Raw genomic sequence first — 14,500 nt, 5'->3', positions numbered from 1 at the left:
AGTGACATTTGGGATTGTGCTGCGACGCGGCATCACGGCGTTCGCGCTCGGTGGTCTGCTGTTCGCGTCGGCTGCTGCGCCCGCGGTTGCCCAACCCGGCGCCGACGCGCCCGCCCCTGTCGACGCAGCCACTCCTGCCGAAGGTGTGCCCGAGGTTCCACCGCCGCCCGACGGTGCCGTCGAGTCCACCCCGCCGGCGGTGACCGAAAGCCCCGACGGGTGGCGCCTGGAACTGGGCGCAGAGAACGAAACCCAGTCGCCGGTGGCGCCGCTGACCACGGCCTTGTCGACCCGTGAATACGTGGTGGGCGGAACCTACACCGGGTCGGTGACCGGGCCGGGTACCGGCGACGCTCCGAGCGGGACCCTGGAGGTCGGCTACGAGATCGGTTGCGGAATCGACATGAGCACGTCGAACGGGGTGTCGCTGACCGGGACCGCGGGTGTCAATTCGTCTCTGGGTCTGTTTGGCACCGACTTCATCTCGCCCCTGCCTGACGGTCTCGTGCCCGGAGTGGGGGCCAACATCGGTGGCGGCGTCACCGTGGGTCTCAAGCCGGGCTTCGTGAACGTGGTCACGGTGACCCGCAAGGAGTTCACCGGGGCCGACCCGTGGGTGATGGTGAGCAACTTCCGCGTCAGGATCGACGGCTGTGTCGGTGAATCGTTCATCCGGTCATATGCGTTCCTGAGTCGATCCACTGACATGTCGGAGGCGATCGTCGCCTGGTACGGCGTCACCACAACGATCTGATCAGTCGAACCGCGCGAAGCAGCGGTCGGTATCACCGAGCACGCCGACCCGGAAAGCGTCGATGCGGGAGAACCCCGAGGGCACCGAGTCGCCGTTGACGTCGCTGGCCGCCAGGCCATTGGTCAGGATGCCGGACACCGCTTCATCCACATCACCGGCAGTCAGCACCACGGTTTGGCCGTTGGCTGTGGGCACTGGTCTACTCATCTTGGCTGTCGCGACTCCGGTCAGGCATGCGGTGCGTAGTGCCGCGGTGGCCCGGGAAAGAGTGACCCCACCGATTTCGTGCTGCAAAGCCAACATGAAGCGCGACACCAGCGCTGAGTAGGCGACGTTGTCGCCGGCGGCCAGAGTGTCGCCGTCGGGCAGGTGAGCCTGTCCGCCGAGTTCCTTGAGGCCGTCGAGGTCGACAACGACGCTGTTGGTTGCCGGGCAGAACGAGACCGGCGGACTGGGCCGGGCGTCGCCGCAGACCGGCCGCCCGGTCTCGAAGCGCAGTTCGGGCGGATTGCGCAGACCGAACAACGTGGTGACGGTGTCGGCGACAGCGTGCACCGTCTGCTCTGACACCGGCATCTCGCCGGTCTGGTCGTCACTGAGCAGGATGGGTAGATGCCCGCGCCGCTGGGCGATTTCGTCCAGGTCGATCCCGGCGCACGCCGACGGACCGTCGGTGAAGCCGAACTGAAACGCCGACAACCTCTCGAAGGCCGAGCCGTGTTCGTTCACACCGACGTCGAGGTCGTCTTCGTGCAGCACGGGATCTCGAAACGCGATGACGCCGGCGAGCACCGCGTTCAGACCGTCGCCGGTGCTCAGGGTGAAGCGTGGGGAGCTGCCCTCGGCGACCCACCGCAGATAAGTGCCGGAAAAACAGTCGGCCTGCTGCTCGGCGACGAGGGTCTCGGTCGCATCGGTCGTCAGGCCGGACTGGCTGGCGACCGCGTGGCCGTACTCGTGGGCGAGCACCATGACCACCCCCATATCGCCGTACACGCGCTGCAGATCGGGCATCATGGCGCCGCGGTCCCAGCCCAGCGTGCGGTCGGGGTAGCAGTAAGCCGCGTTGATCAGCGCGAAGGTGTTCTCGCCACAGAATTCGCCGTCGAAACCGATAGCGTCCCAGGAAATTACCGATGTCACCGGGACCAGGGCCGCCGCGAAGGTGTCGGGATAGGCGGTCTGCCAGAACTGCTCGACGTCACTGACGGCCAACGCGGCCAGCTTGTCGATGTCGCTGCCGTCGGTGGCCTCGACGCTGCGGGTCGCCGGTTCGGGATCTGCGCGCAGTCCACTCGGCCCGTCGGTGGCCGGCATCCCCGCCACAGAGAACGGGTCATCGAACACCGAAACGGCGCGCCCCTGCAGACTCATCGAGCAACCGACCGCCGCGAGAGCCACGAGGGTCATCGCGCACACACGTGCTCGCAGCCTCATCCGACGGCTGTTTCCGGTGTCGTCGCGGTCCCAGCACGGAGCCGTTGAAGTGCCGCACGCACCGCGGTGCCGTCGGTGGTCGCCCAGAAGGGCGGCAGCGACGCACGCAGGAAACCGCCGTAGCGGGCGGTGGCCATGCGCGAATCGAGTATGGCGACCACACCGCGGTCATCGATGCGGCGCAGCAACCGGCCCGCGCCTTGGGCCAGAAGCAGCGCGGCGTGGCTGGCGGCCACCGCCATGAAGCCGTTGCCGCCGCGCGCGGCCACGGCCCGCTGCCGCGCGGTCAGCAGCGGATCATCGGGGCGGGGGAACGGAATCCGGTCGATGAGAACAAGTGACAGCGAGGGGCCCGGGACGTCGACGCCCTGCCACAGCGACAGTGTCCCGAACAGCGATGTGCATTCGTCGGCGGCGAAACTGGCCACCAATGCCGCGGTGGTGTCGTCGCCCTGGCACAGCACCGGGACCTCGAGTCGCTCGCGCATCACCTCGGCGGCGTTCTTGGCGGCGCGCATCGATGAGAACAACCCGAGACATCGACCCCCTGCGGCGGCGATCAGCTCGGCGATCTCGTCGAATTGCTCTGCCGAGCCGGTGCCGTCCCGGCCGGGCGGCGGCAGATGGGCGGCCACGTAGAGGATTCCGGCGCGGGCATGGTCGAACGGTGACCCGACGTCGAGACCTCGCCAGCGCACCGCCGGGTCAGCCTCCCCGGCCAGTCCCCAGGCCGAGGCCATCGAGTCGAAGTTACCCCCGATGGTCAGCGTGGCCGAGGTCAACACGGCGGTTGTGCGCCCGAACAACCGGCTTCGCAACACGCCCGCCACGGACAACGGCGCGACGCGCATGACGGCCCGCGAACCCGAGGCGGCGTCTTCGTTGTGCTGAACCCACACCACGTCGGTGCGGTCGGGGATCGCGGGGACGAACGAGTCGAGAATGCGCGCTGCCGTATCACCGATCTCGGACAGCGCAGTCGAGGCTTCCGCACGCGCCGTAGTGGTTTTGGGGTCGTTGGGTGCGGTGTCGACGGCGGTCCGGGCTGCGTGTGCCGCGTCACGCACCAGCATCAGGTAGGTGGCCAGCTCCTCGCCCAGCACATCGATTCGCCCAGCGCGTGCGTCGAAGATCGCCGAGGTGAACGTGGCGGCCGCGGCATCGAGCCGCTCAGCCAGTTCGGGACCGACGATGCGTGCGGCCCGGCGCTGGGCGACGCCCAGCGCGGTGGCGGACAGTTCGGCTGTGGCGGCGGCGGTGACCCTGTCGACGAGGTCGTGAGCTTCGTCGACGATGAGCAGATCATGTTCGGGCAGGACGTGGGCCTCGCCGATGGCGTCGATGGCCAGCAGCGCGTGGTTGGTGACGACGACGTCGGCGCCGGCGGCGCGGTCCCGGGCGCGTTCGGAGAAGCAGTCTGTGCCGAACGGGCAACGCGAGACCCCGATGCACTCCCGCGCTGACACGCTGACCTGTGCCCACGAGCGCTCGGGCACCCCCGGAGTCAATTCGTCGCGATCACCGGTCTCGGTGCTCGACGACCAGGTGGTCAGCCGCGCCACATCGCGGCCCAGGGCGCTGGCCGCCATCGGCGAGAAGAGCTCCTCCTGCGGCCGGTCGCCGGTGTCTTGATGGCCGGGGCTACCATTGTGAATCTTATTCAGACACAAGTAATTTCGGCGGCCTTTCAGCAGCGCGAAGATCGGGCGGCGGGGCAGCGAAGCGCTCAGCGCGTCAGCCAGCCGCGGCAGGTCACGGTCGACGAGCTGGCGCTGCAACGCGATCGTGGCGGTCGACACCACCACAGGTTGCTCGGCCGACACGGCGTGCGCGACGGCCGGCACCAGATAGGCCAACGACTTCCCGGTGCCGGTGCCGGCCTGCACCGCGAGATGCTCACCGCTGTCGAAGGCGTGGGCGACGGCTCGGGCCATCGCGATTTGACCCGCGCGTTCGGTCCCGCCAAGCGACGCCACCGCGGTGGCCAGCAGACTCACGACGTCTTCGGTCATCGGACTCAGCGCAGCCTGGAGGCAGCCGGGATCATCCGGGTGGGGATCGCCGGATCGCCTTTCGACAGGCTCAAGCCGTCCCAGGGCAGTTGGGTCAGACCCCGCGCGAACCGCGCCCGGGCGGCGTCGAGGCGCAAGTCGGCGACCGGCTCACCGTTGCGCACCAGCGGGACGGTCAGCGGGCGCTCGACCAGTCCGGCGGGCGTCGGTGGCGGTGCGCCCACCGGGTAGACGACCTCCTCGACGACCGTGCCCGACTCCTTGGCAAGCCTCGACGCTTCCTTGCGCCCGCCGTGGGACTCCTTGTGCGTGCTGCGCTTCTCGACCGGGATCCCGTCGACTTCGACCAGCTTGTAGACCATGCCGGCGGTCGGCGCGCCGGAGCCGGTGACCACCGACGTGCCCACCCCATAACTGTCGACGGGTTCGGCGCGCAGTGCCGCGATGCCGAACTCGTCGAGGTCGCCGGAGACCACGACGCGGGTGCGGGTGGCCCCGAGGGCATCGAGTTGCCGCCGCACCTGCCGGGCCAGCACGCCCAGGTCGCCGGAGTCGATTCGCACCGCCCCCAGCTGTGGGCCGGCGACCTCGATCGCGTGGGCAACTCCGGAGGTGATGTCGAAGGTATCCACCAACAACGTGGTGTCCACGCCCAACGCGTCGATCTGGGCACGAAACGCGGCCTTCTCCCATTGCGCCTGGTCCTGCCCCGCTGTGGTGTGCAGCAGCGTGAATGCGTGCGCGCTGGTGCCCAGCGCGGGCACCCCGTGGCTGCGCTGGGCCTGCAGGTTCGACGAGCCGGCAAATCCCGCGAGGTAGGCAGCGCGGGCGGCGGCCACCGCAGCCTGTTCGTGGGTGCGCCGAGAGCCCATCTCGATCAGCGGGCGCCCCTCGGCGGCGCTGACCATGCGGGCGGCCGCCGAGGCGACAGCGCTGTCGTGGTTGAGGACCGACAACGCCAGGGTCTCGAGCACCACGCATTCGGCGAATGTGCCGTGCACCGACAGCACCGGAGAACCCGGAAAGTACAGCTCGCCTTCGGGGTAACCATCGACGTCACCGGAGAACTGGTACGCAGCCAGATAGTCGAGGGTGGCGCGGTCGCAGAAGCTGGCCAGCTCATCGAGCATGCCGCTGTCGAATCGGAACTGCGGCAACGCATCCACGAAGCGGGCGGTTCCCGCGACGACCCCGTAGCGCCGGCCTGCAGGCAGCCGCCGAGCGAACACCTCGAATGTGGTGCGGCGCTGCGCGGTGCCGCCTCGCAGCGCCGCGGCGAGCATGGTCAGCTCGTATTTGTCGGTCAGCAGCGCCGGAGGCGACGAAGTCACCGGCCAACCGTATCGGTTCGGCCTCGGATTGCACCCCCGGTATTCTTGGCCCCATGGTTACACCGGCCAGGGCTCGACCGGGGACCCGCGAAGACAGCGAAGCGGCCACCGACGTCGACGAAGAGGCCACCACCGACTCCCCGTGGGTGACCATCGTCTGGGACGATCCCGTGAATCTGATGACCTACGTGACCTATGTCCTGCAGAAGCTCTTCGGTTACAGCAAGCCGCACGCGACGAAGCTGATGATGCAGGTTCACAACGAGGGCAAGGCGGTGGTGTCGGCGGGCAGCCGAGAAGCAATGGAAGTCGACGTGTCCAAGCTGCACGCCGCGGGGCTGTGGGCGACTCTGCAACAGGATCGCTAACCCGCTGTGCGTAAGTGGAAGCGAGTCGATGGCGCGCAGGGTCCGCGGTTCCGGTCGGCGCTGGAGTCCCACGAAGCCGAGTTGCTGAGCAGTCTGGTGACGTCGCTGCTCGGCATGCTCGATGATCGGGCTTCCTCGACGCCGGTCGACGAACTCTCCGACATCACCGGTATGCGCACCGGCAATTCCGTTCCGCCGCAGGATGACACGATGAGGCGGATCCTGCCCGATTTCTACCGGCCGGCCACCGAGCACCCGGCGGGCTCCGGTGCCGCCGACAGTCTCAACGGGGCCCTGCGCAGCCTGCATGAACCCGACATCATCGATGCGAAACGGCAAGCCGCGCAACGCCTTTTGCAGACCCTCCCGGCTGGCGGCGGTAAGGTCGAACTGTCCGAGGACGATGCGCAGGCTTGGGCTGCTGCCGTCAACGACGTGCGGCTGGCGCTGGGGACGATGCTCGATATCGGTTCCGACGGACCCGACCGGCTGCCGCCTGAGCACCCGATGGCTGCCCACCTCGACGTCTACCAGTGGTTGACGGTGCTCCAGGAATACCTGGTGATCTGCCTGATGGGGTCACGATGAGCAGAAGGTGGCGATGAGCGGCGCGCTCACCGACGTTGCCGGCATCAGCGTCGGCTACGATCACCGCCTCGACGACGATGCGCAGCTGGGTTCGGGGTGGGCGACCGGCACGACGGTGGTCCTGACCCCGCCGGGGACCGTCGGCGCGGTCGACGGTCGCGGCGGTGCGCCGGGTACCCGCGAGACCGACCTGTTGGAGCCCAGCAACTCGGTGCGACACGTCGACGCAGTGGTTCTCACCGGCGGCAGTGCCTACGGTCTGGCGGCCGCGGACGGCGTGATGACCTGGCTGGAGGAGCGACAGCGCGGCGTGGCGATGGATGGCGGTGTGGTCCCGATCGTGCCGTCGGCGGTGATCTTCGACCTGCCGGTCGGGGGCTGGCAGTGCCGTCCGAACGCGGAGTTCGGCTACCGGGCCGCCCAGAACGCCGGTGCTGACGTGGCGATCGGTACGGTCGGCGCCGGGGTCGGCGCGCGCGCCGGTGTGCTCAAAGGCGGTGTGGGGACGGCGTCGGTGACGCTGGAGTCCGGTGTGACCGTGGGCGCGTTGGTGGTGGTCAACTCCGCCGGCGACGTGGTCGACCCGGCTACCGGGTTGCCCTGGTCAGCAGACCAGATCGAGGAGTTCGGACTGCTGGCACCCCCGTCCGACCAGCTCGCCGCCTACGCCGATCGGCGCGGCGAGCTGAGCCCGTTGAACACCACGATCGCCGTGGTCGCCACCGACGCCGCACTGAGCAAGGCAGCGTGCCGTCGGGTCGCGGTCGCGGCCCACGACGGTCTGGCCCGGACCATCCGGCCGTGTCACACCCCGCTCGACGGTGACACCGTGTTCGCGCTGGCCACCGGGGCCGTCGAGGTGATTCCCGACCCGACGACTCCGGCTTCGATGTCGCCGGAACTGTCGCTGATGACCACCGTCGGCGCAGCAGCGGCAGACTGTCTGGCGCGCGCCGTACTGGTCGCAGTGCTGGCCGCCGACTCGGCGGCTGGAATACCCACCTACCGTGACATGTTGCCCGGAGCGTTCGGGTGAGCGGTGAGCAACGCCGCCGGACACCCGCGAGGACCACAAGAGGGGACGCAGCTGTGTTGGTGATTCGTGCCGATCTGGTCGACGCGATGGTCGCCCACGCCCGTACCGACCATCCCGACGAGGCGTGCGGGATCATCGCCGGCAAGGAAGGCTCGGATCGTCCGGAGCGGTTCGTCGCGATGATCAATGCCGAACGGTCACCGACCTTCTACCGATTCGATTCCGGTGAACAGCTCAAGGTGTGGCGGGCCATGGAAGACGCAGGCGAGGCGCCAGTGGTCATCTACCACTCCCACACCGCGACCGAGCCCTATCCGAGTCGCACCGACATCTCCTACGCCTCCGAACCCGACGCCCACTACGTCTTGATCTCCACCAGGGACCCGGAGACACACGAGCTGCGCAGTTACCGCATCGTGGACGGTGTCGTCACCGAAGAACCCGTCACCATCGTCGAGCAGTACTAGAGATTTCTAAGGAGACCGTTGCATGGCTGTTTCTGTGTCCATCCCCACGATCCTGCGTACCCACACCGGAGGCGAGAAGCGCGTCTCTGCCTCAGGACAGACGCTGCAGGCGGTGATCGCCGATCTGGAAGCCAACTACGCCGGCATCTCGGAGCGCCTGATCGATAACGGCAAGCTGCACCGCTTCGTCAACGTCTACGTCAACGACGAGGACGTGCGCTTCTCGGGTGGCTTGGACACCGCCGTCGCCGACGGGGACACCGTGACGATCCTGCCCGCCGTCGCCGGCGGCTGAGCGAGCCCGATGACGCGCTACAACTCTGTGCTCGAAGCGCTGGGAAACACCCCACTGGTGGGCCTGCAGCGCCTCTCGCCGGCTTGGGACGGCGCACCGCACGTCCGGCTCTGGGCCAAGCTGGAGGACCGCAATCCGACCGGTTCGATCAAGGACCGACCGGCTCTGCGCATGATCGAGGACGCCGAACGGGAAGGGCGGCTGCAGCCCGGTGCCACGATCCTGGAGCCCACCAGCGGCAACACCGGCATCTCGCTGGCGATGGCGGCCCTGCTGAAGGGTTATCAGATGGTCTGCGTGATGCCGGAAAACACCTCGATCGAGCGCCGGCAGCTGCTGGAGCTCTACGGCGCGCGCATCATCTACTCACCTGCCGAGGGCGGCTCCAACACCGCGGTGGCCCATGCCAAGGAACTCGCCGCCGAACACCCGTCGTGGGTGATGCTGTACCAGTACGGCAACCCGGCCAACGCGGCCGCGCATTACGACGGGACCGGGCCTGAGCTGTTGGCCGATCTGCCCGAGATCACCCATTTCGTCGCCGGCCTCGGTACCACTGGGACATTGATGGGCACCGGCCGCTTCCTGCGCGAACATGTCCAGGGCGTGCAGATCGTCGCGGCCGAACCCCGCTATGGAGAGGGTGTCTACGCGCTGCGCAACATCGACGAAGGGTTCATCCCCGAGCTTTATGACGCCGATGTACTCACGTCGCGCTTCGCGGTCGGGTCCTACGACGCGGTACGACGCACCCGTGAACTCGTCCAGACCGAGGGCATCTTCGCCGGCATCTCGACCGGTGCGATCTTGCATGCGGCGCTGGGTATGGCCGCCAAGGCGATCAAGGCAGGTGAGCGCGCCGACATCGCGTTCACCGTGTGTGACGCCGGATGGAAGTATCTGTCGACCGGTGCCTACGCCGGTAGCCTGGATGACGCAGAGGACGCGTTGGAAGGGCAGCTTTGGGCATGACAGGATCCGGTGGATATTCCGCACTACCCGCAAAGCCGAAGAAGCGGCCCGCGTGGTTGGTCGGTGGTCTCACCATCGTGTCCTTTGTGATCCTGCTCTGGCTGATCGAACTCTACGACTCGCTGACCGGACATCAGCTCGACAGCAACGGGATTCGACCGTTGGATACCGACGGCCTGACCGGCATTCTGTTCGCTCCACTGCTGCACTCGAACTGGGAGCACCTGATGGCCAACACCGGCCCGGCGCTGGTGCTCGGCTTCCTGGTGACATTGGCCGGCCTGTCCAGGTTTCTGTACGCCACCGCGATCGTCTGGGTCGTGGGCGGCCTCGGTACGTGGCTCATCGGAAACATCGGAGCGCCGACCTATCACGGGGTGGTCATCGAGACCAACCACATCGGCGCGTCCGGCCTGATTTTCGGCTGGCTGACTTTCCTGATCCTGTTCGGGTTCTTCACCCGCAAGATCTGGGAGATTGTCACCGGTGTGGTGGTGTTGTTCGTCTACGGCAGCATCCTGCTGGGCGTGCTTCCCGGCACCTTCGGTGTGTCGTGGCAAGGGCATCTGAGCGGCGCACTCGCCGGTGTGCTCGCGGCGTATCTGCTGTCCGGACCCGAGCGCAAGACCCGCGCGTTGCGGCGCCCGGTGCAGCCACCCTCGCTGAACACATGAGCGTGGAGGCGCTGCGCCCGATCGGGATCTTCGACTCCGGGGTGGGTGGACTGACGGTTGCCCGCGCGGTCATCGACCAGCTTCCCGACGAGGACATCGTCTACATCGGTGACACCGGCAACGGGCCTTATGGTCCGCTGACCATCCCCGAGATTCGCGCCCATGCACTGTCCATCGGTGACGACCTGGCCGGTCGGGACATCAAGGCGCTGGTGATCGCCTGCAACTCCGCGTCGTCGGCCTGCCTGCGCGATGCCCGGGAACGTTATGCGCCGATACCGGTGGTCGAGGTGATTTTGCCCGCCGTTCGCCGCGCCGTCGCGACCACTCGCAACGGGCGCATCGGGGTCATCGGTACCGAAGCGACCATCGCGTCGGGCGCATACCAGGACACCTTCGCGGCGGCGCGTGACATCGAGGTCTTCGGTGTGGCGTGTCCGCGCTTCGTCGACTTTGTCGAGCGCGGCGTGACCAGCGGCCGGCAGGTGCTCGGTCTGGCCGAGGGTTACCTGGAGCCGCTGCAGCGCGCCGGGGTGGACACCCTGGTCCTGGGCTGCACGCACTATCCGATGTTGTCGGGGCTGATCCAACTCGTGATGGGAGACGGCGTGACGCTGGTGTCCAGCGCCGAGGAGACGGCCAAGGATCTGCTGCGCGTCTTGACCGAGCGCGATTTGCTCCGACCCCATCCGGGCGACGGTTCACGGCCGCAACGGGTGTTCGAGGCCACCGGAGATCCCACCGCCTTCACCGCGTTGGCGGCGCGATTCCTCGGGCCGACCCTGGACGGGGTGCGCCCAGTCCAGCGTCACGTTCGCATGCAGTAGTGATCTCCGTTGTCCAAAGCGTCGGGGTTTTCGCCAGAGACGCAGCGGGCATGGCAAGCTAGTGGGCGTGCGAATCACCGTACTGGGTTGCTCCGGCAGTGTGGTCGGCCCAGATTCGCCTGCGTCGGGGTATCTCGTCACCGCGCCGGACACACCGCCGCTGGTCCTGGACTTCGGCGGGGGTGTACTCGGTGCGCTGCAACGCCACGCCGACCCGAATGCAGTGCACGTGCTGCTGTCGCATCTGCACGCCGACCACTGTCTGGATTTGCCGGGTTTGTTTGTGTGGCGGCGTTACCACCCGATTCCGGCGCCGCAGCGCGGAATGATCTACGGCCCGGCCAATACCTGGGCGCGGCTGGGTGCGGCGTCCTCCCCGGAGGGCGGTGAGGTCGACGACATCACCGACATCTTCGACATTCGGCACTGGGTGGACAACGAACCCGTCGACATCGGATCGTTGACCATCGTCCCACGCCTGGTGTGCCATCCCACCGAGTCCTACGGCATGCGGATCACCGACCCGTCCGGTGCGACGTTCGTCTACAGCGGTGACACGGGCTACTGCGACGCGCTCATCGACCTGGCTCGTGACGCGGACGTGTTCCTCTGTGAGGCGTCATGGACACACTCACCGGACCGGCCGCCGCGGTTGCACCTGTCGGGGACCGAAGCCGGTCGCGCGGCCGCCAACGCCGGAGTCTCCGAGCTGCTGCTGACGCATATCCCGCCGTGGACGTCGCGCGAGGACGTCATCAGCGAGGCCAAAGCTGAATTCGACGGACCGGTTCATGCGGTCGTCTGCAACGAGACTTTCGAGGTTGCGGCCGCGGGAGCGCGCGAGACAACCCGCTAGGGTTGGGCCGTGTCCAGACGAGAAGACGGCCGCCAGGACGACGAGCTGCGGCCGGTCACGATCACCCGTGGTTTCACCACTCATCCTGCCGGCTCGGTGCTGGTCGAGTTCGGTGAGACCCGGGTGATGTGCACCGCCAGCGTCACCGAGGGCGTGCCGCGCTGGCGTAAAGGTTCAGGTCAGGGCTGGTTGACCGCCGAATATGCGATGCTGCCCGCGGCCACCCACGACCGCTCGGATCGCGAATCGGTGAAGGGTCGGGTCGGTGGACGGACCCAGGAGATCAGCCGGCTGGTCGGCAGGTCGTTGCGGGCCTGCATCGATCTGGCCGCGCTGGGGGAGAACACCATCGCCATCGACTGCGATGTACTGCAGGCCGACGGTGGCACCCGTACCGCGGCGATCACCGGCGCCTATGTTGCGCTGGCCGATGCGGTGACCTACCTCGCTGCGGCGGGCCGGCTGTCCGACCCCCGTCCCCTGTCCTGCGCGATCGCCGCGGTCAGTGTCGGCGTGGTGGACGGACGCATTCGCGTCGACCTGCCCTACACCGAGGATTCGCGCGCCGAGGTCGACATGAATGTGGTCGCCACCGACACCGGAACCTTGGTCGAGATCCAGGGAACCGGCGAGGGAGCGACGTTCCCGCGATCCACGCTCGACAAGATGCTCGACGCGGCGATGGCAGCCTGCGACGAGTTGTTCGACGTGCAGCGCACCGCGCTGGAGTTGCCCTACCCGGGTGTTCTTCCGGAGTCCGGAGAGCCGCCGAAGAAGGCATTCGGAAGCTGACGGGGCCAAGCGCGTTGCCGCAATTGCTTGTCGCCTCACGTAACCGCAAGAAGCTGGCCGAACTTCAGCGGGTTCTCGACGGGGCCGGACTGGTCGGGGTGCGATTGCTGTCGCTCGAAGACGTGGCGCCGTTCGACGAGGCGCCCGAAACCGGTGCGACCTTCGAGGACAACGCGCTGGCCAAGGCTCGCGATGCGTTCGCCGCGACGGGCATCCCGGTTGTGGCCGATGATTCCGGCCTGGCGGTCGACGCCCTGAACGGGATGCCCGGCGTGCTCAGCGCCCGGTGGGCCGGACGGCACGGTGACGACGCCGCCAATACTGCGCTGTTGCTGGCCCAGCTGGGGGATGTGCCCGATGAGCGCCGGGGTGCGGCCTTCGTCTCAGCGTGCGCGTTGGTCTATGGGCCGGCCGAGGCGGACTGCGCGGTGGTCCGCGGGGAGTGGGCCGGCACGATCACGCGTTCACCGCGCGGCGAGGGCGGGTTCGGCTACGACCCGGTGTTCCTGCCGAGCGGCTCGGACCGGACCGCCGCCGAACTGACACCGGACGAGAAGGACGCGGCTTCCCATCGGGCACGGGCGCTGGCGGAGTTGCTGCCGTCGCTGCGGGCGCTGGGCTGAGGCATCGTCAGCCGGTGCAGCAGCCACGCCGCCGGGATCGTCCCGGCCAGCGTCGCGGCGATCAGTCCGGGCATCGAGCCGGTGAACAGCGGCCACTGCAGCACCAGTTCCATCACCAGCGCCATGATGACGACGTGCAGCAAGAAGATTTCGTAGGAGATCTCGCCCAGCCACACCGCAGGTCGGCTGCCCAGCAGCCGCCGCAAGATGTTGTCTCCGCCGAGTACCAGGGGTGCCAGGGCAAAGGTGGCAACGACGGCGAACAACATCGCTTTCACCGTCGGAACCCAGAACGGATCCGGTCCGAATATCGCGCCGCCCAGCGGTGTGGCAACCACGAGGAATGCCGCGAGCGCGAGCGGGACGGCGATTGCGGCCGGGCAGCGGGCGCCGAGGGGTTGCAGCACCGCCAGCATCATCCCGCCGGTGAAGCATGCGAAATGACCGGGCAACCACATCCCGGCCGAGTTGGGCAGCAGCTCGGTGGTGGCCCCCACCATCAGCCAGGCGGGAGTGATCAGGGTGAGCGACATCAGCAGGATCAGCGTGCGCCGCGGCCGCCAGCGGGCACCCACCACCAGGTAGGCCAACGCCGGTAACAGCGCATAAAAGCTGACCTCGACCGCGAGGCTCCACATCTGTGACAGGCCGGTGTGCAGCAGCGACGTGAGGTAGTTGTCGGTGTAGATGTGAGTGAAGGTGAGATAGCGCAGCAGACCGTGCCAGCTCTGGCCGGGGTTGGGGCCGGGGGTGAAGTACAGGTAGATGGTGAAGGTGATCAGGATCGTCGCCACATAGGCCGGCACGATTCTGCGCACCCGGCGCCGTGCATACCTGCGCGTCCGTGGCGGCGACGTCTCCTCGACGGCGGCACGGACCCACGGACGGAACAGCAGGAAGCCGGACAGCGCGAAGAAGATCGCGACGCCGACCTCCAGGCGGGCGTAGATCGCGCCCAGATAACCGTGGTTGAGGTAGCCGGTGGCAAACGCCGCGTGGGTGGCGACGACGAGCAGGGCGGCGACGGCCCGCAGGCCGGTCAGGGAAGGGTCGCGAGTATCAGGGGCCATCGTGTGGGTTCGGTGCAGCGGCGCCGTCGAGCCCGAACTGCTCTTTGATCTTCTGGGTCTGAATGTTCTCGACGACTATGCCGACCAGCGGGACGGTGCCGGCCAGCAGCACGCCCACGGTCTTGGCGATGGGCCAACGGACCTTGACCGCCAGGTTCGCGGTGAACAGCAGGTAGACGAAATACACCCATCCGTGTACGACGGCGATCCAGCCCAACGAGTCGTCACCGAACCCGTACTTCATCACCATCTCGTAGCAGAGCGCGATGAGCCAGACGCCGGTTGCCCAAGCCAGCACGCGGTAGCCGAGCAGTGCCTTGCGGATGGTTTCGACGGGGATCAGGGGAGCGGGCGAGTTGGGTGCGGTCACGTACCGGTTCCTGTCGTTTCCTGAATTC

At 67.7% G+C, this 14,500-nt stretch carries 16 protein-coding genes and 1 pseudogene; 12 read left to right on the top strand and 5 right to left on the bottom strand.

Annotated elements, in window-relative coordinates:
- Positions 1–13: 13 nt before the first annotated feature.
- Positions 14–754: an MspA family porin gene (locus tag KXD98_RS18215; RefSeq protein WP_396883238.1), complete on the top strand. Its 741-nt coding sequence runs from the start codon at positions 14–16 to the stop codon at positions 752–754.
- On the opposite strand, the gene KXD98_RS18210 is transcribed toward KXD98_RS18215, so the two are convergent.
- The 3 genes from KXD98_RS18210 to KXD98_RS18200 are packed head-to-tail and all read right to left on the bottom strand — an operon-like array spanning position 755 to position 5,486.
- On the bottom strand, positions 755–2,164 hold the full coding sequence (locus KXD98_RS18210; protein WP_313901237.1) for a peptidase: 1,410 nt from the start codon (positions 2,162–2,164) through the stop codon (positions 755–757). It abuts the gene before it with no gap.
- 23 nt (positions 2,165–2,187) lie between these two features.
- On the bottom strand, positions 2,188–4,203 hold the full coding sequence (locus KXD98_RS18205; RefSeq protein WP_260759748.1) for an ATP-dependent DNA helicase: 2,016 nt from the start codon (positions 4,201–4,203) through the stop codon (positions 2,188–2,190).
- A gap of 5 nt (positions 4,204–4,208) precedes the next feature.
- Positions 4,209–5,486 (bottom strand): nicotinate phosphoribosyltransferase, encoded by a 1,278-nt coding sequence (locus KXD98_RS18200; RefSeq protein ID WP_260765287.1) that lies wholly within the window; start codon positions 5,484–5,486, stop codon positions 4,209–4,211.
- A gap of 101 nt (positions 5,487–5,587) precedes the next feature.
- Between KXD98_RS18200 and clpS the strand changes: the two genes are divergently transcribed.
- From clpS to rdgB, 11 genes are all read left to right on the top strand, one after another.
- On the top strand, positions 5,588–5,902 hold the full coding sequence (gene clpS, locus KXD98_RS18195) for an ATP-dependent Clp protease adapter ClpS (protein ID WP_260759747.1): 315 nt from the start codon (positions 5,588–5,590) through the stop codon (positions 5,900–5,902).
- Between the two features lie 6 nt (positions 5,903–5,908).
- A complete protein-coding gene (locus KXD98_RS18190; RefSeq protein ID WP_260759746.1) occupies positions 5,909–6,490 on the top strand; it encodes a DUF2017 domain-containing protein in 582 nt (193 codons plus the stop codon).
- A gap of 13 nt (positions 6,491–6,503) precedes the next feature.
- The gene (locus KXD98_RS18185; RefSeq protein ID WP_260759745.1) at positions 6,504–7,526 is read left to right on the top strand and encodes a P1 family peptidase; all 1,023 of its coding nucleotides are present in this window, start codon (positions 6,504–6,506) and stop codon (positions 7,524–7,526) included.
- A gap of 86 nt (positions 7,527–7,612) precedes the next feature.
- Positions 7,613–7,993: a M67 family metallopeptidase gene (locus KXD98_RS18180; protein ID WP_260765286.1), complete on the top strand. Its 381-nt coding sequence runs from the start codon at positions 7,613–7,615 to the stop codon at positions 7,991–7,993.
- 22 nt (positions 7,994–8,015) lie between these two features.
- Entirely contained in the window at positions 8,016–8,288 is a 273-nt protein-coding gene (locus KXD98_RS18175) for a MoaD/ThiS family protein (protein ID WP_260759744.1), read from the top strand.
- Between the two features lie 9 nt (positions 8,289–8,297).
- Positions 8,298–9,260 (top strand): cysteine synthase, encoded by a 963-nt coding sequence (locus tag KXD98_RS18170; protein WP_260759743.1) that lies wholly within the window; start codon positions 8,298–8,300, stop codon positions 9,258–9,260.
- Positions 9,257–9,934 carry a rhomboid family intramembrane serine protease gene (locus tag KXD98_RS18165; RefSeq protein WP_260759742.1) on the top strand — a complete coding sequence of 226 codons (678 nt, stop codon included), beginning with the start codon at positions 9,257–9,259 and terminating at the stop codon, positions 9,932–9,934. The genes KXD98_RS18170 and KXD98_RS18165 overlap by 4 nt, the downstream gene beginning before the upstream one ends.
- Positions 9,931–10,761, top strand: a complete 831-nt coding sequence (murI, locus tag KXD98_RS18160; RefSeq protein ID WP_260759741.1) for a glutamate racemase — start codon at positions 9,931–9,933, stop codon at positions 10,759–10,761. Before KXD98_RS18165 ends, murI begins: the two co-directional genes overlap by 4 nt.
- 61 nt (positions 10,762–10,822) lie before the next feature.
- Entirely contained in the window at positions 10,823–11,617 is a 795-nt protein-coding gene (locus KXD98_RS18155) for a cyclic nucleotide-degrading phosphodiesterase (RefSeq protein ID WP_260759740.1), read from the top strand.
- 9 nt (positions 11,618–11,626) lie between these two features.
- Entirely contained in the window at positions 11,627–12,409 is a 783-nt protein-coding gene (gene rph / locus KXD98_RS18150; protein ID WP_260759739.1) for a ribonuclease PH, read from the top strand.
- Positions 12,410–12,423: 14 nt separating this feature from the next.
- Positions 12,424–13,032: an RdgB/HAM1 family non-canonical purine NTP pyrophosphatase gene (gene rdgB, locus KXD98_RS18145; RefSeq protein WP_396881574.1), complete on the top strand. Its 609-nt coding sequence runs from the start codon at positions 12,424–12,426 to the stop codon at positions 13,030–13,032.
- Between the two features lie 74 nt (positions 13,033–13,106).
- Here the strand turns inward: rdgB and KXD98_RS18140 are convergent.
- A pseudogene (locus KXD98_RS18140) lies at positions 13,107–14,102 on the bottom strand (acyltransferase family protein); the annotation flags it as partial.
- The gene (locus tag KXD98_RS18135) at positions 14,092–14,472 is read right to left on the bottom strand and encodes a DUF3817 domain-containing protein (protein ID WP_260759738.1); all 381 of its coding nucleotides are present in this window, start codon (positions 14,470–14,472) and stop codon (positions 14,092–14,094) included. The pseudogene KXD98_RS18140 and the gene KXD98_RS18135, both read right to left, overlap by 11 nt.
- Positions 14,473–14,500 lie beyond the last annotated feature (28 nt).

It is taken from the genome of Mycobacterium sp. SMC-4 (assembly GCF_025263265.1).
Taxonomy (GTDB): Bacteria; Actinomycetota; Actinomycetes; order Mycobacteriales; family Mycobacteriaceae; genus Mycobacterium.
The sequence above is the reverse complement of the archived record's forward strand: the minus strand, read 5'-3'. Positions and strand labels throughout refer to the sequence as shown.

Bases quoted from the DNA above. Each gene is read 5' to 3' on its own strand.
- KXD98_RS18175 (WP_260759744.1), top strand. From the start codon at position 8,016: ATGGCTGTTTCTGTGTCCATCCCCACGATCCTGCGTACCCACACCGGA.
- murI (WP_260759741.1), top strand. From the start codon at position 9,931: ATGAGCGTGGAGGCGCTGCGCCCGATCGGGATCTTCGACTCCGGGGTG.
- KXD98_RS18165 (WP_260759742.1), top strand. From the start codon at position 9,257: ATGACAGGATCCGGTGGATATTCCGCACTACCCGCAAAGCCGAAGAAG.
- KXD98_RS18200 (WP_260765287.1), bottom strand. From the start codon at position 5,486: ATGCTCGCCGCGGCGCTGCGAGGCGGCACCGCGCAGCGCCGCACCACA.
- KXD98_RS18205 (WP_260759748.1), bottom strand. From the start codon at position 4,203: ATGACCGAAGACGTCGTGAGTCTGCTGGCCACCGCGGTGGCGTCGCTT.
- clpS (WP_260759747.1), top strand. From the start codon at position 5,588: ATGGTTACACCGGCCAGGGCTCGACCGGGGACCCGCGAAGACAGCGAA.
- KXD98_RS18185 (WP_260759745.1), top strand. From the start codon at position 6,504: ATGAGCGGCGCGCTCACCGACGTTGCCGGCATCAGCGTCGGCTACGAT.
- KXD98_RS18170 (WP_260759743.1), top strand. From the start codon at position 8,298: ATGACGCGCTACAACTCTGTGCTCGAAGCGCTGGGAAACACCCCACTG.
- KXD98_RS18180 (WP_260765286.1), top strand. From the start codon at position 7,613: ATGGTCGCCCACGCCCGTACCGACCATCCCGACGAGGCGTGCGGGATC.
- KXD98_RS18210 (WP_313901237.1), bottom strand. From the start codon at position 2,164: ATGACCCTCGTGGCTCTCGCGGCGGTCGGTTGCTCGATGAGTCTGCAG.